This is a genomic window from Tunicatimonas pelagia (genome assembly GCF_030506325.1).
In the GTDB taxonomy this organism is placed as follows: domain Bacteria; phylum Bacteroidota; class Bacteroidia; order Cytophagales; family Cyclobacteriaceae; genus Tunicatimonas; species Tunicatimonas pelagia.
In genome coordinates this window covers 1,267,351-1,289,732 of sequence record NZ_CP120683.1, presented here as the reverse complement: position 1 = coordinate 1,289,732, position 22,382 = coordinate 1,267,351, and the positions used below count along the sequence as shown (strand labels likewise).

Here is a 22,382-nt window from a genome sequence, read left to right as displayed (position 1 = left end):
TTATGGCAACGGCAAATATTGAACACGTAGTAGAGCAAGATCACTCGCACGCGCACGAAGAAGAGCATCACCACGGTAATTTTATTACCACCTACATATTCAGTACCGACCACAAAATGATTGCCAAGCAATACCTGATTACGGGTATTCTCTGGGCATTTATTGGAGGTTTATTATCTATTCTTTTCCGGCTTCAACTTGGTTTTCCCGAGATGGATATGACCTTTTTGAAGCCACTGTTAGGAGGTTGGATTTCAGAAACCGGAAGTCTCGACCCCGAGTTTTACTTAGCGATGGTAACCATGCACGGAACCATTATGGTATTCTTCGTGCTCACTGCCGGATTGAGTGGAACGTTCAGTAACTTCTTAATTCCTTTGCAGATTGGCGCACGGGATATGGCTTCAGGCTTTATGAATATGCTATCGTACTGGTTCTTCTTTATAGCCAGTGTGATTATGCTTTCTTCTCTATTCTTGGAAACTGGTCCGGCTGCTGGTGGTTGGGTGGTCTATCCCCCATTGAGTGCGCTACCACAAGCCATTCAAGGCTCAGGAATGGGCATGACATTGTGGTTAGTAGCAATGGTATTCTTTATTGCTTCTACGCTATTGGGTGGTATCAATTACATCACCACAGTAATTAATATGCGAACCAAGGGAATGTCTTTCGCAAGATTACCACTCACTATCTGGGCATTCTTCTTAACTGCCATTATCGGATTACTTTCGTTCCCGGTTTTGGTAGCAGCAGCCTTATTACTCGTATTTGATCGAAGTTTTGGTACTAGCTTCTACTTATCAGAAATATTTATTAATGGTGAGGCATTGCCTAACATTGGCGGTAGCCCAATTTTATACCAGCACTTATTCTGGTTTTTAGGTCACCCTGAAGTATACATCGTATTGCTGCCGGCATTAGGAATTACGTCTGAAATTATTGCTACCAACTCTCGTAAACCGATCTTTGGTTACCGAGCGATGGTTGGTTCCATGTTGGGGATTACCATCCTTTCGTTTGTAGTTTGGGCACACCATATGTTTGTTTCGGGACTGAACCCTTTCTTAGGTTCTATCTTTATGTTCCTAACACTCATCATTGCGGTACCTTCGGCGGTGAAAGTATTTAATTATCTGACTACTTTGTGGAAGGGCAATATTCGCTTTACCACTGCTATGATGTTTTCCATTGGACTAGTATCGGTATTTATATCGGGTGGTCTAACGGGAATATTCTTAGGTAATTCTGCTATTGATATCCAGCTTCACGATACGTACTTTGTGGTAGCCCACTTCCACTTGGTAATGGGTAGTGCTTCATTCTTCGGGCTGATGGCTGGGGTTTATCACTGGTTTCCGAAAATGTTCGGTAGAATGATGGATAAAGGTTTAGGTTATGTTCACTTCTGGCTAACCTTTGTTGGGGTGTACATGGTATTCTTCCCCATGCATTACATTGGTATTGCTGGTTTCCCCCGTCGTTACTACTCATTCACCACGTTTGATCCATTTGGGGCATTCGCTGATCTTAATATGTTCATTAGTATTGCGGCGATCTTAACTTTCTTTGGTCAGCTAGTATTTGCCTACAACTTCTTCAATAGTATTTTCCGAGGTCGGCTAGCACCGTTAAATCCTTGGAAGTCAAATACATTGGAGTGGACTACGCCCCGCAACCCTGGGCACGGCAATTGGCCGGGCGAAATTCCTACGGTTTACCGATGGCCGTATGATTACAGTAAGCCGGGAGCACTGGAAGACTATATTCCGCAAACGGTTCCATTCTCCGAAACTCCCGAGTCTAATTTGCCTTATGAAAACGACATGATTGGTATTGAACGAGAAGGTGAAAAGACCGAAAAAATGGATGAATCCAACGCCAAGTAGATTACTTCCCAAGCTTAGTGTTGCCACACTGGTAGCAGTTTACCTGTTGATTTTAGTAGGTGGTATTGTTCGTAGCACTGGTTCTGGTATGGGTTGTCCCGACTGGCCTAAGTGTTTCAGTAGTTGGGTGCCTCCCACTGAGGTATCCCAGCTTCCTCAAAACTACAAGGAGGTCTATGCTCAAAAGCGAGCAGAAAAAAACACTAGGGTCACTGGATATTTGAATGTACTGGGATTTGCAGAATTAGCCGAACGAGTTAAGAATGATAAATCAATTCTGATTGAGGCTGATTTTAACGTTGCCAAAACCTGGACGGAGTATGTAAACCGTCTGATTGGAGCAATAATTGGCTTGCTCATCTTTGCTACATTTCTAGCTTCTTTGAAGTACTGGCACTCGCACCGCAGTTTGGTTTGGGTATCGTTAGCAGCAGTAATTTTAGTTGGTTTTCAAGGCTGGGTAGGCTCGATAGTAGTATCTACTAACTTGCTTCCGGGTATGATCACCTTCCACATGCTGATAGCACTGATCATCGTAAGCTTACTGATCTACGTTGCTTTCCGCGCTCAACCAGCAGCATTGTCTGACAGCAATCAGATACCTAAAAAGGAGTTCATCCAGATAAACACATTACTTATAGTCTTGGTGTTATTGACGTTAGGGCAGATTCTGCTTGGTACTCAAGTGCGCGAGTCGGTAGATGTTGTTGCTAAAGAGTTAGGAGAAGAACGGCGGCAGGAATGGATTGACGCGTTAGGAAGCACCTTTACCCTGCATCGTTCGCTATCGTTTATTGTTATTGCAGCTCACTTGTGGTTAATGGCTACTTTATTTCAGCGTTTTGGCATTAACGGAAACTTAACCCGGTGGAGCTTAGTATTAGTAGTAGTCATTGGTTTAGAAATTGTTTCCGGGGGCATTATGGCTTATTTCGGAATTCCAAGAGTGGCTCAGCCAATTCATTTATTATTGGCGACAGTAGCCTTTGGTATCCAGCTATTTTTGCTGATGAAAATAAATAGTCCCCGGCTCGCTAAACCTGATGTAACTGAAGAAATAGAGGAATATGCAAGCTACTGAGAAAATTCATATTACTGATATTTGGGGTGAAAAGCTACGAAGCTACACCGAGCTGCTAAAAGCTCGTTTGTCAATGTTAGTAGCATTTTCGTCCGGTTTTGGGTTCGTGTTAGCAACATTTGGTAGTGTTGATTGGGTACAGTTAGTCATTTTGTTAATAGGTGGTTTTTTGCTTTCAGGGGCTTCTTCCGCAGTGAACCAAATTATTGAGCAAGACTACGACCGATTGATGTCTCGCACTAAGAGCCGTCCTCTACCCACGAAGAGAATAAATGTTTCGGAAGCAGTAGGAGTTGCCTTGGTAACCGGCGGCATTGGTATGTTATTACTGGCACAATTCACCAATCCGTTAACTACTGGCTTAGCTTTCTTATCGTTTGTTTTATACAGCTTTGTGTATACGCCCCTCAAGCGAGTAGGGCCTATTGCGGTGTTAGTGGGAGCTGTTCCGGGCGCGTTGCCTCCGCTGTTAGGCTGGACAGCAGTAACCGGAACTATCACACACGAAGCTCTCATTATCTTTGCTATTCAGTTTATTTGGCAGTTCCCCCACTTTTGGGCTATTGCTTGGGTAGCCGACGAGGATTATCAGAAAGCTGGGTTTAAGTTATTGCCTTCCAAAGGTGGAAAAACGGTTCAGTCGGCGGTGCAAATTATGACTTACACTTTATTTCTGATACCGCTCGGGTTGCTACCGCTCAAGTTTGGCATTACGGGAGTAGATTCGGCTATTGTAGCAACTGTATGTGGCGTATTATTTTTAGGACAGACCTTTCGGTTGATGATGGATGGCTCGCGTAAGGTTGCCTTACAAATTATGTTTGGCTCTTTCATCTATTTACCAGTGGTACAGATTGCTTATTTATTGGATAAGGTTTAAAGGAAAGAAGAATGGAAAAGTCACTGAATATAGAAAAAGAGGTAGATCAGATTAGTTTACGCGAAGAGCCTCAGCCAATTTTATCAATGCATCCGCAGAAGTTTGCGCTTTGGCTATTTATTGTAACGGTGGTCATGATTTTTGCCGCCTTCACCAGTGCCTACATTGTAAGGCGTTCAGAGGGAAACTGGTTAGACTTTGAGCTGCCACCCTTGTTTTGGACAACTGCTGGAATTATTCTGGTTAGTAGCATCAGTATGCATTGGGCGTATATTTCAGCTAAGCGCGATCAGATTATCCAGCTTAGAGTCGCTTTGCTGGTTACGTTAGGCTTAGGGGTTGCTTTCTTAGTTGGTCAGTTTATGGCTTGGGGAGCACTGGTAGATATAGAGGTGTTCTTTGTGGGAAATCCAGCCGGATCATTTGTCTACGTACTAAGTGGAGTACACGGAGTGCATATTGTTAGCGCGTTGGTTTTCTTAATTGTTATGGTAGTGAGAGCTTTTCGCTACAAGGTGCACAGTAAGCAGATGGACACGATGGAGATGTGTGTAACCTATTGGCACTTTTTAGATGGACTTTGGCTGTATTTATTTCTATTTTTGCTGCTCAATCGCTAACTAGCAAAAGCAATTATTGAATTCGTTTTTGAATCAACTATAAACTTATGGCAACTACTACAACATCCGTAGAAGAAACAACCACAGGTAGCGTCTGGGATGGGGGAATGGCACCTCTGAAAGCCAGTTACGGCAAGCTCATGATGTGGTTCTTCTTACTATCTGATGCGTTTACTTTTTCATCGCTACTTATTTCCTACGGAATGATTCGTTACGCTTGGCCTGCGTACAATGGTGAAGTAGAAGATTTTGTTTTTTCCCAAGAATATTGGCCTATTCCAGAGAAGGTTTTTGATGCGGTACCACTGCTACACGGAGTATCGCTTCCTTTGGTCTTTGTGGGTATCATGACATTCATTCTGATTTTGAGTAGCGTTACGATGGTGTTGGCAGTAGAAGCTGGGCACCGAATGGATAAGAAAGATGTGACCAAATGGATGCTATGGACGCTAATTGGCGGGGTGGCTTTTTTAGGTTGCCAAGCTTGGGAGTGGTCACACTTTATTCACGGAACTGATGAAGGTGGTATGATGCCCGATGGCTCTATCTTCTACGGAGCCAATCTCACCCAAAATCAGTACGGGCCACCACTCTTCGCAGATCTGTTTTTCTTTATTACCGGCTTTCATGGTTTTCACGTATTTAGTGGCGTAGCGTTAAACTTTCTAATTTTCTATCAAGCTACTGTAGGGGTCTTTGAGCGCCGGGGGCACTACGAAATGGTAGAGAAAGTTGGGCTCTACTGGCACTTTGTAGATTTAGTGTGGGTGTTCGTATTTACTTTCTTTTACTTGATTTGACAACACTGATTCAATAACGCATGGCACAATTAGATGAAGCTACTACGGTTAAGGTTCAACCGAAAGATCAAAAGAAAATCAATCAGCTCTGGCGTATTGCGGGCATTCTGGCCATTGTAACGGCTATAGAGTTCGCATTTGCCTATATTCTTCCTCGGGGACCGTTGCTGTATTTCACATTTATAGCACTTACGCTAGTGAAGGCATTTTATATTGTTGCGGAGTTTATGCACCTCAAAGGAGAAGTCAAGACATTGATCTGGTCAATTGTAATTCCCACAATCTTTGTGGTTTGGTTGGTCATTGCCCTGCTGGCCGAAGGTTCATCTATCTTTGAGCTGAAGTTCTAAAACAATATCAATAAATACTTGGTCTATATTAAACATTATTCTGATAATTATTTACCTCAAGGTTCGTGTCGTCACGAACCTTAGAAGTTTATCAGAATATTCTCTATTACCCAGACCAAATACTTATGCAAAAATCCCGGAAGATCGGTTTGCTAATATTGTTACTGGCAATACCGATTTTTTTTATCCTATTCTTTGAATTATTTAGTACTAATCATTACGCGGTTCCTGTATTTTATGAGAACGGTATAGACTCGCTTGCTGCTTGTAAGCCTAGTCAATCGGCTCATCGGGTGAAGCCGCTATTAACGCAAAACACCACCAATCAGCAGACTCGCCCCCATCTATTTACTGATGCGGTGCAGGTTGTATACACTCCATCTGCTAAATGTGAAAGTGCTTGTGTTACTATGCTGGAAGAACTAGCTCGAGTACAAGGGGTTTTGGAAACCCAAGCACCTACCCAAATCACTTTAATTGCGAATTCAGGTTCTCCTTCATTATCATTACTGGCTCAGAGATATAAAAAAAGTCAGCCTAGTTGGCTTTTTTTGGAAGGAAGCGAGCGTGAGTATCCTTCGTTTCTTCAGTGCGAGTTAGTATTACCTCGGTTTAATATTCCTCTACACGAAACGCTAGTGTTAGTAGACCGACTAGGGCAGATTCGGGGTTACTACCGAGGAACTGATCCTTCTGAAGTAGATCGCCTCATTGCAGAAATTCGAATTCTAGAATACAGTACCGATAGCCAAGAAGATTATTCCCAAGACCGCACAGGATAATTGATCTTGTTATCAATAGTACAATTTACTTTCAGTAGCTATCCCGTTAGCAGTAGTTCCACCTTCTTTTTTCTCCTACAAAGTTAAGTGTTGAAGGAAGATAGGGTGTGTTTCATTTCTCTCTGAATGATACGCTAAACTCTGATCCTTCTATTGCACTATCAAGCAGAGCTAATATCTACCAAATGATAGCAGATATAGCGTACCACCGTACCGAACATAAATCAGTACTTAATCAATAATACGGGCTAATCATTAGGTACACTGCTACGCCGGTGATGGATACGTAGAGCCAAATAGGAAATGCTAACTTAACAATCCGCCGATGATCGCCAAACTGCTTATTAAGCGCGTAGTACATAGCTAACAGCACATAGCGCACCACCACAATTGATAGTAGTATATGCGAAATTAGCAGAAAATAGTAAAGATAGCGTATAGCTCCTTCACCACCGTAGGACGTGGAAGGATTAGAAATATGATAAGTAATATAGGTCACCAAGAAAATAGCTCCCAGTGCAAAAGCGGTTGTCATCAGCTTGCGGTGCAATTCTACCTTCTGTTGCTTAATGGCCACCACTGCGGCAATGAGTAGTAACGAAGTAGCTGCATTGATAATACCGATTGCATGTGGTAAAGCGGAAGTCCATTCGCCGAGCGGCACTTTCTGCCGAATGCCGATTAGCAGGGCAACAGCTACCGGAATGACGATGGATAGTATATTGATCGCCCGACGATTGGTAAGAAGCGTAGGATACGACTGGGTTTTGACACTCATTGATTCTGACCGTTAATTTCTCCCAAACAACATTTGTATTTTGACTTTGGTTTCTTCTCACTCTTTTTCCAGATCATCACCTGCGGTGCCTCCTGTGGTATTAGTAGCTTTTCCGTGGGGGCATAGTTTTTAATTTTCCAAGTGATTTATGATCGGCTCATATTACGGCTGATTTTAAGAAGCTGTTTCAGTTATAAATTTTGAGAGAAAAATAAGATGGCTTAATTTCAGCCATTTTTGACCAAAAGAATTAATTGAAACAACTTCTGAGAACTGAAAACAGGCTTACTACGTTTTAAGATTATTATGGTGCGATTTATCAAATTTCTTACAGTAACTGTTACTTTAATAGCTGGATCAGCTCAATCGTTGTTGGCGCAGTGTGCTATGTGCCGAGCTACGGTAGAAAATAATGTGAGTTATGGTGAAACTGCCTTAGCTTCTGGTCTTAATTTTGGTATATTATATTTGTTTGTAGCTCCATATCTAATCTTTGGGACTATCGCATTTTTCTGGTATAAAAAAAGTCGTGCGGCTAATGCAAAAAAAATCCGTCGGATCAGCTATCCTCAATCATAAGTGCCCTCGCTGTCGTACTGGGGACATTTTTCAGTATCCTTTCCTTCAGAAACCTGCTAAGTTTACGGCTACCCATAAAAGTTGCCCTCATTGTGGGGTACAGTACGAACAGGAACCGGGTTTTTTCGTCGGAGCTATGTACGTCAGCTACGCGTTCACTATGGCTATATTACTGGGCACCGCGTTTGTCTTGTACAACTTCTTCGGCGATCCGGAGCTAATAGTTTACATCACTACTGTTCCGGTGGTGGTATTACTATCCCTACCCATTGTTTTTCGCTATTCGCGAACCCTCTTTCTGTACGGGTTCGGTGGGCTTAAGTACAATCCTAAGATGGCAAAATAAGCCTCTACTGATAATTTCCGATAATTGATTGGTAATTCAGGGAAGAACTGATATTTTGGGGTTGGACTATTCTACAAACCCAACCTTTCTTCCGTATGTTACTACGTTTACTACTTACCCTATCAATTTTTTTCTTCGGTATTTATCAGGTTGATGCCCAAAGGCGATCAAAATCCGCCGAAGCATCCGCTCAGTTTGACGAAAAATATTACGATGCCTTGCGTTGGCGAAACATCGGGCCATTCCGAGGGGGGCGATCTACTACGGCGACCGGAGTAGTCGGTCAACCTCAGACGTATTATTTTGGGGCTACCGGCGGGGGAGTCTGGAAAACTACCAATGCCGGACATAGTTGGAACAATGTCACCGACGGTTTTTTCAAAACCGGATCGGTTGGTTCAGTAGCAGTTAGCGAAAGTGATCCTAACGTACTGTACGTAGGTACGGGAGAGGCTCCGGTAAGAGGAGTAAAAACGTCACACGGTGATGGAGTCTACAAATCTACTGATGCGGGTAGAACCTGGGAGAATATTGGATTAGAGAAGACCCGGCAGATTTCTAAAGTACGGATTCACCCCGAAAATCCCGATGTGGTGTACGTAGCGGCGCAGGGCAGCCCTTGGGCTCCTACTGACGAGCGCGGAATTTATCGTACCCAAGATGGGGGTAAAAGTTGGGAAAAGACCCTTTTCGTAGATGAGAACAGTGGAGCCTGTGACTTGGCGATGGACGCCACCAATCCAAGAGTGATGTACGCTACTTTCTGGGATCATCAGCGCACTCCCTGGAAAATCCGCAGTGGGGGCGAGGGGAGTGGTATCTACAAAACTACCGACGGTGGAGACTCATGGAATCAGCTAACCACAGGTTTACCTGATTCTATTATGGGCAAGATTGGAATCACTATTTCCCCGGCCAACCCTGATCGGGTGTGGGCGATTATTGAGTCGGAGCAAGGTGGACTATATCGTTCCGATGATGCGGGTAGTTCCTGGAAACTGATTAACGAAGATCGAGTACTACGGGCGCGATCTTGGTACTACATGCACATCTTCGCTCACCCTACCAATGAGAATATGGTGTACGTCCTCAATGCCCCGTTTATGAAGTCTATTGATGGCGGGAAGACTTTTGAGCAAGTATCCACGCCCCACGGTGATAATCATGACTTATGGATTAATCCCAATCAGCCGGACTATATGATTAATGCTAATGACGGTGGGGCAAACATCTCATTTGATGGCGGAAAGAGTTGGTCAACTCAGCAGAATCAGCCTACGGCTCAGTTTTACCGCGTGAGTGTAGATAATCGCTTTCCTTACTACGTATACGGTGGGCAGCAAGATAATTCTACCGTAGCTATCCCGAGCCGAACGAATAAAGATGGTATCTACTGGGAAGACTTTTATCGGGTAGGCGGATGTGAGAGTGCCTTTGTGGCATTTGACCCTGATAATCCGGAACATATCTACGCCGGTTGTTATCAAGGGATTATATCGGAGTACGATGCCAACCGCAACGAAACCCGCGATGTGATGGCTTACGCCTTTCAGGGGTTGGGTTCTAAGCCCGCCGAAGTTAAGTATCGCTTCAATTGGAATGCGCCTATTTTGGTCTCTCAACACGACCCATCGGTGATTTACCACGCCGGAAATGTAGTGCTAAAATCTGCTAATCGAGGAAATCAGTGGGAAGAAATTAGCCCGGATCTAACCCAAAATGATACTACTAATTTGGATTACGGCGGTGGACCGATCACGAAAGAAGGAGCGGGAGGAGAAGTGTACCATACCATTGCTTACTTGGCGGAATCACCCCACAATGCCAGTACACTATGGGTGGGTAGTGATGACGGATTAGTTCACGTCACTCAGGATGGTGGCGAAAGCTGGAGTAACGTAACCCCTAGCGAAATTGGTGAAGCTCTGATTAACACCATAGAAGTATCGCCCCACGAACCGGGAACAGCGTATCTAGCCGTTACTCGCTATAAGTTTAATGACTTTACACCCCACATTTTTAAAACCACCGACTATGGTAAATCCTGGTCTCGCTTAGTTGATGGAATAGCCGACGAGGCTTTTGTGCGAGTGGTGCGAGAAGACCCTCAGCGTAAAGATTTACTCTACGCTGGAACCGAAACCGGATTGTACGCTTCGTTTGACGGCGGACAGCAGTGGCAGCCTTTTCAACTGAATTTACCCGTAGTACCAATCACTGATCTACAAGTACATCGTAACGATTTAGTGGCCGCTACGCAAGGTAGAGCTTTCTGGATATTGGATGATCTTACTCCTTTGCATCAACTTAACGAAAGTATTAAAGAAGCCAGTACCTTCCTGTTTCAACCGCGAGACACCTACAAAACCGACGGTAGCCGGGATACTACGGCAGTGGCATTAGGCGAGAACCCAGTTAATGGTACAGCAATTTATTATTATTTGAACGAAGTACCCGAAGATGATTCGTTGGCGTTGACACTAGAAATTCTGAATGAGGAAGACTCAGTAATCCGATCTTACGCCAGTAATGCTGAAAAAGAACCGCAGCAAGCCCCTAAGAAAGCCGGAATGAACCACTGGGTGTGGAACCTCTATCAAAATGACTACGAAGAAGTAAAAGGGCTAATGCCGTTTCAGGGGATGCAGAGCTACCGCGTGATGCCGGGCGAGTACCAAGTCCGGTTGGCCTACGGAGAAGACACACTGACCCAATCGTTTAATGTGCTCATGGACCCGCGAGTGAAAGCTACCGAAGCTCAGTTAGCCGAAAAAGAACAACACCTGGAAACTTTAGATCAGTCGGTGAAAGACCTGTATCAATCGGTACGGAAGATGCAGAATGTTCGAGAACTAGTGAAGAGTATGAACGAACGCTTATGTGACGATGAGCTTAACGCCGAGGTGGTAGAAGCTGGAGAAAAAATTCTGGATACGGTGGACGAGCTGCAAGGAAAGCTAGTACAAATGGAGCAGAAAACCTTTCAGGATGTAATTAACTTTCCTAATCAACTAGACACCCATCTGAAGCATCTCAAGAATATTATTGATGCCTCCGTGCCTCCTGTGACCAACGGACAGCAGCAGCGTTTTACTGATATGATGAGCGACTGGCAGAACCGAAAATCCGAAATCCAGCAACTAATGGAAGAAACGATACCCGACTACAATCGGCTAATCCAGGATAATAATATTCCCTATATCGCTACTGAGCAGAAGGAAGTAACAGAAACCGCGATGCCTTAGACCATGCGATTCAATCTCGTTCTTCGAGTTATTGGTAACCATCGGGTATTACCCATTAACTACCAATACCCACTACACAGTTGGGTGTACCGGGTAATTCAGCAGGCTGATGCCGAGTTTAGCCGTTTTCTGCACGACAAAGGGTATACAGTGGGCAGTCGGCGGTTTAAACTATTTACCTTCTCACAACTAAAGGGCGAGCCGTACCGCATTTTTGCCAAAGAAGAAAGAATAGGCTTCTACGGGCCAGAGTTACAACTAGGTGTCAGCTTCTGGTTACCCGAAGCAGCCGAGCACTTTATTAGAGGACTGTTTATGGGGCAGCAGTTCCGGCTAGGAGATCGCATTAGCCAGGTAGATTTGGAAGTAGTCCGTATTGAAGCCCTGCCGCGCCCCCAGTTTACTGAAACTATGCGCTACCGCATCCTTACGCCGGTGGTGGTAAGTATAAGGTTACCCGAACACAAACACCCCCAATACCAGATCCCAAATAATAACGGCTACACTGAACAGCTACTAAAAAACCTCCAACACAAAGCGGAAGCGGCGAGGCTAAACCTACCCGAAGTAGCGGATAATAATCGTGATTTTACCGAAGCATGGAAACTGAAGCTTAACAGTTCGTTTCGCAAAAAAGGTAAGGTATCGTAGTAAAGCAGCATACGCCCCAGCAGAACAAAATTATTGGCTACACTTATAACCTTACATTAACCGCGCCGCCCGAAGTGCAACAACTAGCCTACTACGCCGGGCTGGGGGAAGATAATAGTATGGGTTTTGGGTTTTTGGAAGAGCTGAAGAGCTGAAGGGGGTAAGAGTTAACAGATTGAAGGAAATGGTGAATTACTTATCCGGTTTACGTTGGTGTTCTGCGTTCTCTTTAGCCTTTGGATTCGTTCTGCTTCTTAATATTTTCAATCCTCTTTAGCAGGGTTTCTTTAGATACGGGCTTGGCGTTTTTATCTAAGCTATCCCAAAGCGAGTCTGCCTTATCCGTAAGAAAAGGATTTACTCTAGGTTCTTGTTTCGTGGTCTGATCAGGTTTTGACATACATTCTTTCTTTATAATTCCCTAAAGGAAGAGTAGATAAGTAAAACTGGTAGTGTACTTTAGATAAGGATGAAAAAATTGAGAATTTGGCAATGGGGTAGTAAATCGTATTATTGGGTTGACCGCGCGGCGAACCGCCAAAACATCAATAATATGCTCACTTGTCCTCATTGCCCAAGTAGCAAGATCGTAAAGAATGGATTTACTTCCTACGGAAAGCAAAATTATCGCTGCCATTCTTGCCAACGCCAAGCCGGAGAAAGAACGGATTCTGTACGTTTTAAGCGGGAAGAAATACTACAGAGTCTGCTACTAGAGCGCATCTCATTACGGGCGATTGCCCGCACGCTAAACGTCAGTCTGGGTTGGGTAGTCAAACGTGCTAAACAATACTGGCAATCGGTTGATAAAGAGCTTCCCGTTGGACGACTAGAACAGCCTGAATTAGCCCTCTATTGCCTAGAGGCGGATGAAATGTGGCGGTCCGCCGCGCGGTCGTTTGTAGGAGCCAAAGACTGTCCCGAATGGATATGGCCACCATGGAATGGCTGGCGATCGAGCGACGTAGTAGACTCGTGGTGGGTTTTCACCTTGGGGGGCGTGACCAAGAAGGGGCCTTTGGTCTGTGGTTAAGTATTCCTAAAAAGCTCAGAAAGAAGGCATTATGCTTCACTGATGATGGGGAGGCCTATGTGCCTGTGTTCGCTAAAGGCCAACCGGGCGCCGGAGCGCATCAGCGCGAAGGGAAGTGGCAAACTAGGATAATAGAACGTCCGCTCGGCGGTCCGATCAATAATACGGTTCGTCAGCGGTGTGCCCGGTGAGTCCGTAAAACATTATCTTTCTCTAAAAATTGGGAAGATCATTATTTGGCGATCAAATATTTCCTAGTTCACCGGGCGTCGGTCGCTATAATCTTGAGAGGTTGGCAAAAAACCCATCCTTATGTTAAATACACTACCCAGATTTAGGGGGTCTCTTAATCGCACTATCGTGGAATTGAAATCTGTCTGGGATAGAAAAAGAACTATTTGGGCAATTATTCTTAATCGCACCATCATGGAATTGAAATCTAGTGAACGAGGTGACCAATCTAGTGACTTCACTCCTATAATCGCCCCATTGTGGAATTGAAATGAAGTCTCAAGGTTGGGGGGGGGATACTATGCCGAAAATGGTACTTAGCATTCAGTTGAACTAAAAAAATGATCCTCTGACTAAAAATAGCAGAGAACTGCAATAAAAAACGTCATAGCAAGCGACCATCGCGTAAAAGTATGACGAAGCTATCGTGCGGCAACCGTCTCACTCATTATTAAGGGTATAGCCACGTATAGATCGCTTCACAAAGTCTCGCCTACTGCATAGCACGATGACTTATAAATAATAAGCACCATCAAAATTGTCAGAGAACCAAAAAGATGAGAGGGTATAAGAATCGTTTAAATATTTTAACTACATTTAAGGTAAATAAAGATTATGAGTAAACATCATCTTGGTGAATTTGAAGAAATCGTGATGCTTACGGTTGCTATCCTTTACGGCGAAGCCTACGGTGTGGCTATTATCGACGAAATGGAAAAAAGACTGAATCGCAAAGTAAGCATCGGTTCACTGCAAACGGTGCTGCGCCGGCTAGAGAAGAAAGGATATCTATCTTCTGAGTTTGGGGAAGCCACCAAGGTACGGGGTGGAAAAAGAAAGCGTTTCTTCACGGTTACCAACTTCGGACGGCAAGCTCTGGAAGGAGCCAAAGACCAGCGGTTGGCCTTGTGGAATGCCATTCCGGCTATCGCTTTTAATCCGCAATCATGAGCTCGCCCGATAATCCTTCACCTCCTCGATGGCTCCTCCGCTTTTTCCACTGGTACTGTCATCCCGATTATGTGGAAGATATTGAGGGGGATTTACGGGAACGATACGAGCGGAATGTAGAAGAAAGGGGAGAGAAGGCTGCCTACTGGAGGTTCACTAAGGATGTGGTGAAGCTTTTCAGACCGGGAATTATCCGTCCCTTTTATAAAATACAACCTATAAATCATACAGCTATGTTTCAAAACTATTTCAAAATCGGCTGGCGCAATCTACTTAAGCATAAAGGCTATTCGCTCATTAATATAGGTGGATTGGCAGTCGGCATGGCAGTTTGTATTCTCATTGTTTTATATGTGAAAGACGAGCTTTCGTTTGACCGCTTTCATACTAACGCTGGGCAGATTTATCGGATAGCAGGAGAATACGATCAAGGGGGTGATGCAACCAACCGAAGCGCAATTACTACTTACTTATTAGCTTCTGATTTGGAAGAAAGGTTCTCAGCGATTGAAGAAATAGTACGTATTGATAACTTTACTGGAGCCTTTATCACCTACAAAGACCAGCAGTATACCGAAGAAGAGGTTTACTACGTAGATAGCACGTTTCTGGATGTTTTCTCTTTCTCCTTGCTAGAAGGCGATGCCCGAACGGCACTGGATGCTCCAAACTCGGTTATTCTAAGTCAAACAATGGTTGAGAAGTACTTCGGTCAACCTACTCCGGCAGTTGGCAAAACGCTCACCTTCTTTGATACACTATCAGTGGTGGTAACCGGAGTGATGGAAAACATGCCGAGTAATTCCCATTTACAGGCTGATTTTCTAGTATCAATGAAGACTGTAGAGCCTCTTTACCCTCAATGGGTTTTTGAGAATCGCACAGGTACTAGTCACCACACCTACATTCAACTCACAGAAAAAGCTGATCCGAGAGCGTTGGCTACGCAGATCAATCAGTACGTTTCAGAAAACGAAGGGGAAGGTGAAGCTCGTCAACGTAAATACTTTCTACAAGCCCTTACTGACATACACCTCCACTCGGCGTTAACTGGCGAAATCAGTCCCAATGGCGATATTCAGTACGTTTATCTTTTTTCGGTGGTGGCACTGCTAATTGTTCTGATTGCTAGTATCAACTACATCAATTTGGCTACTGCTTACGCAATAAAACGATCTAGGGAAGTAGGGGTTCGCAGGGCATTAGGAGCTTTGAAAAAACAATTGATCGTTCAATTTTTGAGCGAAGCAACGCTGGTGGTGGGTATCGCCTTGGTGGCTGCTGGGTTTCTGGCTGAGTTAAGTATGCCACTGTTTCGGGAAATTACCGGAAAAGAAACCACCTTAAACCTTCTGAGTTTTTCTTCTATGTCTGTTTATCTACTACTTATTGCACTAGGAGTAGGTTTGTTAGCAGGTAGTTACCCGGCCTTCTTCATCTCATCTTTTCCCTCTGTTGATGTAATAAAGGGTCACACTCATTCAGGAAGCGGTATTCATTTGGTACGAAAAGGGCTGGTAGCTTTCCAGTTTATAGCCTCCATCTTATTGCTAACCGGAGCAATGGTGGTTTTTAAACAACTAAATTTCCTTCGTCACGAAAACTTAGGTATTACCACCGAACAAGTAGTGCTGGTTCCGTTACCCACCGAATCTATCCAGCAGCAGTACGAAACTTTAAAGACTCGCTTGTTAGAAGATAGCCGCTTCATAAGTATTACGGCAGCTAACGCACCACTGACTCAACGGGTAGGAGGATGGCGTCCCTATTGGTTAGATGGTTCAGAAGAGAGTACAACGATTCCTACTGTGGTGGTAGAACAAGATTTTTTCGCAACGTTGGAAGCTACTTTTGTGAGTGGAAGAGATTTTTCACCAACTCGCCCTACCGATGTATCCGAGGCATTTATCATCAACGAAAGTGCCCAAAAGTTTCTTGAGCTAGAGTCACCCGTAGGAACCCCGATCATTGGAGCAGCATTTACCGGAAGTGAGTGGTCTAGGAAAAATGCTCAGATTATTGGGGTTGTTGAAGACTTTCACTTAGCCTCACTGCATACTGAAATTCAACCGATGATTTTCTCATTGCATTCCGAACAGACGATGGCCGTGCAATTGATGGCTATTCGGGTGGAAGGTAATTTAATCAGAACAATACAACACTTAGAAGCTACGTGGCAAGATATGGCCTTCGGACGATCGCTTTCTTATTCTTTTATGGATGAAGATGTATACGCTCTTTACCAAGGGGAAGAGCGCTTTCTCCGAATCTTTACGCTCTTCTCGATGCTCGCCTTAGGTATTGGAGGGCTAGGAGTCTACGGATTAGCCTCTTTTGTGGTCGCTCAACGAACGAAGGAAATTGGTATTCGTAAGGTTCTGGGGGCAACGGTGAGTAGTATTACCATGTTGCTATCCAGAGATTTCACTAAACTCATTTTGATTGCTTTTCTAGTTGCTGCCCCAATAGGATATTTTATAATGAACCGTTGGCTGGAAAACTTTGCGTATCGGGTTGATATAGGTATCGGTATTCTCATTACTACAAGTGGAATTGTTCTACTTATTACCCTGCTAACAGTCTGCTATCAATCAGTAAAAGCCGCCCTCGCCAACCCCGTAGATTCGCTGAGAAATGAGTAATCAATCTACTCCACCCAAGCTACCCCTACGCTTCTTCCGCTGGTACTGTCATCCCGATTATGCGGAAGATATTGAGGGGGATTTATGGGAACGATACGAGCGGAATGTAGAAGAAAAAGGAGAGAGAGCTGCCTGCTGGAGGTTTGCTCAGGATGTTACAAAGCTTTTCAGACCGGGAATTATCCGTCCTTTTTGTAAAATACAACCTATAAATCATACAGCTATGTTTCAAAACTATTTTAAAATTGGTTGGAGAAACTTACTCAATCACAAAGGCTATTCGGTGATTAATGTCTTGGGTTTGACGTTGGGTATTACTGGTGCCATCCTGATCTTCACTCTGGTTAAGTACCATTTGAGTTTTGATACATTCCATTCAAAAGCTGATAGAATTTATCGCGTCACTACCGAATTCCACCAGGAAGAAATAAGTAGAGAATCTAACGTCCCACAACCCATTGGGAAGGCCCTGCGCGATGACTATACTTTTGCCGAAAAAATAGCAATGGTTTACAGCGACTCGGATTGGCTGGTTTCTGTCCCATCTTCTGAAGACGATAAGAAATTTAAGGAACACATTGCTTTTGCGGAGCCAGAGTTTTTTGACATCCTGGACTTCCCTTTGGTACAAGGTGATAAAAATACTATCCTAACCGAACCCAATACAGCAGTTATTACCGAACGGATTGCAGAGAAACTTTTCGGCGATCAAAACCCGATAGATCAAATGATCCGGGTACAAAACAAGCTGGATTTCAGAATTACGGGAGTTCTGCAAGATTTGCCAATCAACACTGACCGTCGGGATGAAATTTATTTATCGTACAGTAGCCTGAAAGAGTACAATGCGTGGTTAGCCGGTGATAGTTGGCAGGGGATAGCCGGAGGTATGCACTGCTTTATGCTGCTAAAACCCGATGTCCCACCTTCCGAGGTAAATGAAACCTTTCCCGAACTGTCTAAAAAATACTACAACGAACGGGATGCTGAAATATACCAGTTCAAACTTCAGCACATTTCGGATATTCACTTCAATCCTGATTTAGGAGGTTACATAGCCAAGAAAAACCTGTGGGCTTTGTCTCTGATTGGCTTGTTTCTGATCATCACAGCTTGCGTAAATTTTATTAACCTGGCTACTGCCCAAGCACTTCGCCGGGCGAAGGAGATTGGGGTACGGAAGGCACTGGGAAGCAAACGAGGGCAACTTTTCTGGCAGTTTATAACTGAAACAGCCTTAATCACGATATTGGCACTGGTATTAGCTTATGCATTCGCCCAGTTAGCGCTGCCCTACCTGAATCAACTGCTCAATATTCAGCTTCAGATCAACATTTTTCAGGATATTTATCTACTTACATTCTTGCCCATTCTGCTGCTGGTTGTAATCGTACTTTCCGGTTCCTATCCCGGTTTAATTATGGCAGGCTTTCAGCCCGTTATGGCTCTGAAAGGTAAACTATCCCAGAAACACGCGGGTGGGTTCTCATTACGGAGGGGTTTGGTAATCACTCAGTTTGTAATTTCACAGCTGCTGATCATCGGTACTATTGTGATCGCGAACCAGGTGCGTTACTCCCGGCAAGCGGACATGGGTTTCGCCAAAGACGCCATCGTGATGCTCCCCGTACCTGAAAAGGAAAAATCGACTATAAGCGCACTCGACTCGGAGATTTCCCAACTCGCTGATGTAGAAAAAATAGCCTTTTGCAGTCGTGCCCCGGCTTCTGAGGGCTGGGCTAGCGTGGACGTACGCTATAGTTCCCGCACCGAAAACGAGAACTTCGATATTACCGTGAAGGCAGGTGACCATCAGTACGTTCCTACGTTTGACTTACAGATTGTAGCCGGGCGTAACTTACAACCCTCGGATACGGTTCGGGAGTTTTTGATTAATGAGACCGCGGTAAGGAGGTTCGGAGAGCATTCCCCCGAGGATGTGATCGGAAAAAGAGTGTGGATTGGTCTCAACGGTAGTGAAGGAACTATTGTGGGTGTGGTAAAGGACTTTCATAATAGGTCTTTTCATGAGACTATTGATCCGCTTTGTATTACTACCTCAACTGATTGGTATTCTAGTTGTGCTGTAAAGATTAATCCTGGCAATCTACAGTCCACTTTGTCAGATCTTGAAACGAGTTGGGTGGAAGTCTTTCCGAACCATGTCTTTGAATATAGTTTCCTGGATGAGCAGATTGCCCGATTCTATGAAACGGATAATATGATCTTCCGGCTGATCCAGATTTTTGCCAGCATCGCCATTATCATTGGTTGCCTTGGTTTGTACGGCTTAGTATCATTCATGGCAGCTCAGAAAACCAAAGAGGTAGGGGTACGGAAAGTATTAGGTGCCAGCTTGCCAAGTATCCTATGGCTGTTTGGCAAAGAATTCACTCGCCTGTTGATTTTGGCATTCGTAATAGCTGCCCCCTTAGCCTGGTGGGTGATGCAGAACTGGCTAGAGAACTTCACGTATCGGATAGAAATAGGGGGTGGGATTTTTGCCCTAGCTATAGCCGCTACCTTCCTGATAGCGATGCTTACCGTAAGTTTTCAATCTGTTAGAGCTGCCTTGGCTAATCCGGTAGACAGTCTTCGTAATGAGTGATGACTAATGATGAATGAACTACAAGGAGTATTAGTCATCACTCATTATGATAAAGAATTATCGCAAAATCGTTACCATGAATAATCAATCTTTCTTCTCGTTTTCCGTATGGAAATTCTGGTTCGTAGCTTCGGTAGTTACTAGCTTGTTTTTTGTTTCAAGTTTTGTGTACGCACAAACCTCAGCTGATATTCAGGGGATAGAACAGTACCTGGATCTTCACGAAGATCAGAAGATGTATCTGGTAATTCGAGCCTCACTTCAAAGAAAATCATTGGAAAAGATTGCTGATGAATTTGGTAAGAGAGGAGTAAATATCGCGTACCGTAACATCGAGTATAATGCTGAAAATTTACTGACTCATATTAAGATGGAAGTAACCATTGGTAATTGTGAATCAGCAGATGAAGATTGCTATCGCTGGCAAGAGGAGGCTTACAACAACGGACAGCCTTTGGACAAGAATTATCCTTTCATATTTTATCTGTATCGCGAAGGTCGACAGGTCAAAGCAGCCGGACTATCGTATGGTTATCCTGAGAACCTTCCCAAACGGGAAATTAGAGCGATGAAGAATATGACTGGTTCTATCGTAGGTAACCTAACTGCTGATTAGTAAGCGCATATAGCTAATTGCTGCTGAATAACATTTCTTAAGGGAAGAACTCAAGACTCATTGGCCACAACATCTTTAAGCTTGTGGTTGACTTTTTCTATTACCTTACCGGAGCGGCTGTAGTAAATCCAGTTGCCAGCTTTCTCGCCTCGCTCGTAAGAGCCTTTAGATTCTACGTTGCCATTATCGTAGTACAGTACCCATTCGCCCTCGCGATAGCCATTGAGCATATTGCCTTCACTGAGTTTTTTTCCGTCTTTAAAGTAGTATTCCCATTTGCCGTAGGGTAGCCCGTTTTGGTAATTACCCTTAGACTCTAGTTCGCCAGTGGGGTAGTAGGTCAGCCGCTCGCCGTAACCATTCTCTAAGCTGCCACTCGTAAGAGAGTCGCCAGTGATGGTATAAAATTTACTTACTGTTTTGAGCAGCCCTACCTCCCACGATTCTTCCTGCATCAGTTGCCCATTGATGTAGAACAGGCCCCAGAGTCCATCTTCTTCCCCCATCACAAACGAACCTACTGATTCTAACTGCCCGTTGCTATGGTATTTGAACCATTGACCATCTTCCAACCCTAGCTTGTAGTTTCCTTCGGCTGCCAAGGTTCCGGTCTCGTTGTAGTACTTCCATAAGCCATCCTTTAAGCCATTGAGGTACTTTCCCGCTGAATATATTCGGCCCGATTCGTAGTAGTTTTTCCAAACCCCGGTTTCCACTCCGCTCTGGTACTGGCCCTCTACACTTTTTTTGCCGTTGTAGTGATATTCCAGGTACGTGCTGTCGCGAATTCCATTATTGAAGTAACTAACTGATTTAAGCTGCCCATTAATGAAATAGAACTTCCATTCTCCGCTAGGCTCGTCATTCTCGTAGTTGCCTACCCCCAATAATCCACCGTAATTGTTAAAGAATTGCCATCGTCCCTCCTGCTTGCCGTCTTCAAACTCGCCCCGTTGCACTACCTGACCACGCTGATCAAAGAAGAGCCATCGGCCTTCTCGCTCACCATCTACCAGTTCTCCTCGTCCACGAAGACTATCAATGGGAGTAATACGGTCTTGGGCAATGGTAGGTACGGCTGAAAAAAAGGTTAGGTAAAAAAGTAGGTATCTCATCGAACTTGCTTGGTTTAGGTATATAACGCTATAAATCTAGTAATGTCACAACTTGGTCTAAAAAAGTAACGGCCTTACGGGGAAGCACATCCCAGTCAGAAAATGGAAAAAAAACGACAAACTTGCAAAATGAACGTTTCTCCAGCCATAATCTCCACGTATTTTCCTCAAAACCCAAAGCGGGTTGGTAGTAGGATGGAATTCGGTGATACTGCCACGGATCATCACTCACGCATATTTGCCAATGCCACTGCTTCATAAGGGGCAATTTATTTTCTAGTTGGGCACGAAACTGTTGCAGAGAATGCCCCGCCATATGCCAGGTAATGCTTAACTCGTGGCCCCACCAAATCATGGTACGCAGGGTAAAAATAGCATCTTGACTCAGTTGGCGCGGATAGTCTAGTACGTGATAGGGTAAGTTTTGATAATTCTCTCCCCGAGAAATTTTTCCTCCCCGTATTAGCACTGCCTCAGGAAAAGCGGGCGACTTATCCTGAATGTAAGCTTTCAGCTGAGTTTGGGTAGCTGTCAGCAGACGTTCGGCTTTTTGGTGAATAACCGCTTTAGTTAGTAGAAAGTCAGTATCCGCAAGCTGCCGTAGCTCTTTAGCCGTGAGCGATGGTGGTGACATACCGGTAGCGCGCTAAGGCTAGTCGATACGTTCAATCACCCGGACAACAATCTCGTGCGGGTCGCCGTCACTATCTTCCAAATTAAAGCGTACCGATGGGTTGTCTACTTCCAGTTCGGTATGGACATCCACAATTTTAGCTTCTGAGAGCTGATTTTGTATCGTATCTTTTAGGTCAGTAATAATTTGAGCAAAGGTCTGTTCCCAAGGACTGGGGTTATAGTTCTGAGTTTTCATAATGGTTCTAAAGTTTAGTATTAGCAGTAAAAATAAAAATTCATTTGGTTCTTTGGGCTATTAATAAGAAAGTAAACAGGGGTACTGGTAAACGAATAATTAAGCAGCTTTTATCCACCTACGCTTTGCACGGGAGCTTTACGGATATTCATCAACCGAATAGGCATTTTTTCCCCAATTGTTGTAGAGGGAAGACATCAGTGCAAAAAATATCCGTTTCGTATCATAAATTTTCTTTTTCTGTATTTAGATATAAAAACCGCTTAAAATAGCTAGAGTCTTTAGTCTAGCCTTTGCGGAGCAAATAGCGTGGTATT

21 protein-coding genes are annotated in these 22,382 nt (G+C 44.2%); 16 read left to right on the top strand and 5 right to left on the bottom strand.

What is annotated here, in order from left to right:
- Positions 1–2 precede the first annotated feature (2 nt).
- From P0M28_RS05355 to P0M28_RS05325, 7 genes are all read left to right on the top strand, one after another.
- Positions 3–1,886 carry a cytochrome c oxidase subunit I gene (locus tag P0M28_RS05355; RefSeq protein WP_302208573.1) on the top strand — a complete coding sequence of 628 codons (1,884 nt, stop codon included), beginning with the start codon at positions 3–5 and terminating at the stop codon, positions 1,884–1,886.
- Positions 1,867–2,967 (top strand): COX15/CtaA family protein, encoded by a 1,101-nt coding sequence (locus P0M28_RS05350; RefSeq protein WP_302208571.1) that lies wholly within the window; start codon positions 1,867–1,869, stop codon positions 2,965–2,967. Before P0M28_RS05355 ends, P0M28_RS05350 begins: the two co-directional genes overlap by 20 nt.
- Entirely contained in the window at positions 2,954–3,847 is an 894-nt protein-coding gene (gene cyoE / locus P0M28_RS05345) for a heme o synthase (protein ID WP_302208570.1), read from the top strand. Before P0M28_RS05350 ends, cyoE begins: the two co-directional genes overlap by 14 nt.
- Positions 3,848–3,858: 11 nt before the next feature.
- The gene (locus P0M28_RS05340; protein ID WP_302208568.1) at positions 3,859–4,467 is read left to right on the top strand and encodes a cytochrome c oxidase subunit 3; all 609 of its coding nucleotides are present in this window, start codon (positions 3,859–3,861) and stop codon (positions 4,465–4,467) included.
- A 47-nt stretch (positions 4,468–4,514) separates the two neighbouring features.
- On the top strand, positions 4,515–5,267 hold the full coding sequence (locus tag P0M28_RS05335; protein WP_302208567.1) for a cytochrome c oxidase subunit 3: 753 nt from the start codon (positions 4,515–4,517) through the stop codon (positions 5,265–5,267).
- Positions 5,268–5,287: 20 nt separating this feature from the next.
- Positions 5,288–5,617, top strand: a complete 330-nt coding sequence (locus tag P0M28_RS05330; RefSeq protein ID WP_302208565.1) for a cytochrome C oxidase subunit IV family protein — start codon at positions 5,288–5,290, stop codon at positions 5,615–5,617.
- 125 nt (positions 5,618–5,742) lie between these two features.
- Complete coding sequence (locus P0M28_RS05325) at positions 5,743–6,399, top strand: SCO family protein (protein ID WP_302208563.1); 657 nt, start codon at positions 5,743–5,745, stop codon at positions 6,397–6,399.
- 235 nt (positions 6,400–6,634) lie between these two features.
- Here P0M28_RS05325 and P0M28_RS05320 read toward each other — a convergent pair whose 3' ends face one another.
- On the bottom strand, positions 6,635–7,177 hold the full coding sequence (locus P0M28_RS05320) for a DUF420 domain-containing protein (RefSeq protein WP_302208562.1): 543 nt from the start codon (positions 7,175–7,177) through the stop codon (positions 6,635–6,637).
- A 538-nt stretch (positions 7,178–7,715) separates the two neighbouring features.
- Here P0M28_RS05320 and P0M28_RS05310 point away from each other — a divergent pair.
- The 4 genes from P0M28_RS05310 to P0M28_RS31030 all read left to right on the top strand — a co-directional run bounded on the left by P0M28_RS05310 (position 7,716) and on the right by P0M28_RS31030 (position 12,153).
- The gene (locus P0M28_RS05310; RefSeq protein WP_302208561.1) at positions 7,716–8,102 is read left to right on the top strand and encodes a DUF983 domain-containing protein; all 387 of its coding nucleotides are present in this window, start codon (positions 7,716–7,718) and stop codon (positions 8,100–8,102) included.
- 95 nt (positions 8,103–8,197) lie between these two features.
- On the top strand, positions 8,198–11,347 hold the full coding sequence (locus tag P0M28_RS05305) for a VPS10 domain-containing protein (RefSeq protein ID WP_302208559.1): 3,150 nt from the start codon (positions 8,198–8,200) through the stop codon (positions 11,345–11,347).
- Between the two features lie 3 nt (positions 11,348–11,350).
- Positions 11,351–11,998: a CRISPR-associated endoribonuclease Cas6 gene (gene cas6 / locus P0M28_RS05300; protein WP_302208557.1), complete on the top strand. Its 648-nt coding sequence runs from the start codon at positions 11,351–11,353 to the stop codon at positions 11,996–11,998.
- Positions 11,992–12,153: a CRISPR-associated endoribonuclease Cas6 gene (locus P0M28_RS31030; RefSeq protein WP_367281913.1), complete on the top strand. Its 162-nt coding sequence runs from the start codon at positions 11,992–11,994 to the stop codon at positions 12,151–12,153. The genes cas6 and P0M28_RS31030 overlap by 7 nt, the downstream gene beginning before the upstream one ends.
- A gap of 74 nt (positions 12,154–12,227) precedes the next feature.
- Here the strand turns inward: P0M28_RS31030 and P0M28_RS05295 are convergent, their stop codons facing one another.
- A complete protein-coding gene (locus P0M28_RS05295) occupies positions 12,228–12,398 on the bottom strand; it encodes a hypothetical protein (RefSeq protein WP_302208556.1) in 171 nt (56 codons plus the stop codon).
- A 69-nt stretch (positions 12,399–12,467) separates the two neighbouring features.
- Between P0M28_RS05295 and P0M28_RS05290 the strand changes: the two genes are divergently transcribed.
- The 5 genes from P0M28_RS05290 (at position 12,468) to P0M28_RS05270 (ending at position 20,079) form a co-directional block, all read left to right on the top strand.
- The gene (locus P0M28_RS05290; protein WP_302208555.1) at positions 12,468–13,031 is read left to right on the top strand and encodes an IS1/IS1595 family N-terminal zinc-binding domain-containing protein; all 564 of its coding nucleotides are present in this window, start codon (positions 12,468–12,470) and stop codon (positions 13,029–13,031) included.
- Between the two features lie 846 nt (positions 13,032–13,877).
- Positions 13,878–14,213, top strand: coding sequence for a PadR family transcriptional regulator (locus tag P0M28_RS05285; protein ID WP_302208554.1), 336 nt, complete (start codon positions 13,878–13,880; stop codon positions 14,211–14,213).
- A complete protein-coding gene (locus P0M28_RS05280) occupies positions 14,210–16,855 on the top strand; it encodes an ABC transporter permease (protein WP_302208552.1) in 2,646 nt (881 codons plus the stop codon). The genes P0M28_RS05285 and P0M28_RS05280 overlap by 4 nt, the downstream gene beginning before the upstream one ends.
- The gene (locus P0M28_RS05275; RefSeq protein ID WP_302208551.1) at positions 16,848–19,463 is read left to right on the top strand and encodes an ABC transporter permease; all 2,616 of its coding nucleotides are present in this window, start codon (positions 16,848–16,850) and stop codon (positions 19,461–19,463) included. Before P0M28_RS05280 ends, P0M28_RS05275 begins: the two co-directional genes overlap by 8 nt.
- Before the next feature lie 46 nt (positions 19,464–19,509).
- Positions 19,510–20,079: a hypothetical protein gene (locus P0M28_RS05270; RefSeq protein WP_302208549.1), complete on the top strand. Its 570-nt coding sequence runs from the start codon at positions 19,510–19,512 to the stop codon at positions 20,077–20,079.
- Positions 20,080–20,129: 50 nt separating this feature from the next.
- Here P0M28_RS05270 and P0M28_RS05265 read toward each other — a convergent pair whose 3' ends face one another.
- Genes P0M28_RS05265 through P0M28_RS05255 form a run of 3 tightly spaced genes read right to left on the bottom strand, consistent with a single transcriptional unit; the run spans position 20,130 to position 22,065 of the window.
- Positions 20,130–21,194 (bottom strand): toxin-antitoxin system YwqK family antitoxin, encoded by a 1,065-nt coding sequence (locus tag P0M28_RS05265; RefSeq protein ID WP_302208547.1) that lies wholly within the window; start codon positions 21,192–21,194, stop codon positions 20,130–20,132.
- 28 nt (positions 21,195–21,222) lie between these two features.
- Positions 21,223–21,828: a hypothetical protein gene (locus P0M28_RS05260; RefSeq protein ID WP_302208545.1), complete on the bottom strand. Its 606-nt coding sequence runs from the start codon at positions 21,826–21,828 to the stop codon at positions 21,223–21,225.
- A gap of 18 nt (positions 21,829–21,846) precedes the next feature.
- A complete protein-coding gene (locus P0M28_RS05255) occupies positions 21,847–22,065 on the bottom strand; it encodes a hypothetical protein (protein WP_302208543.1) in 219 nt (72 codons plus the stop codon).
- Positions 22,066–22,382: the final 317 nt, after the last annotated feature.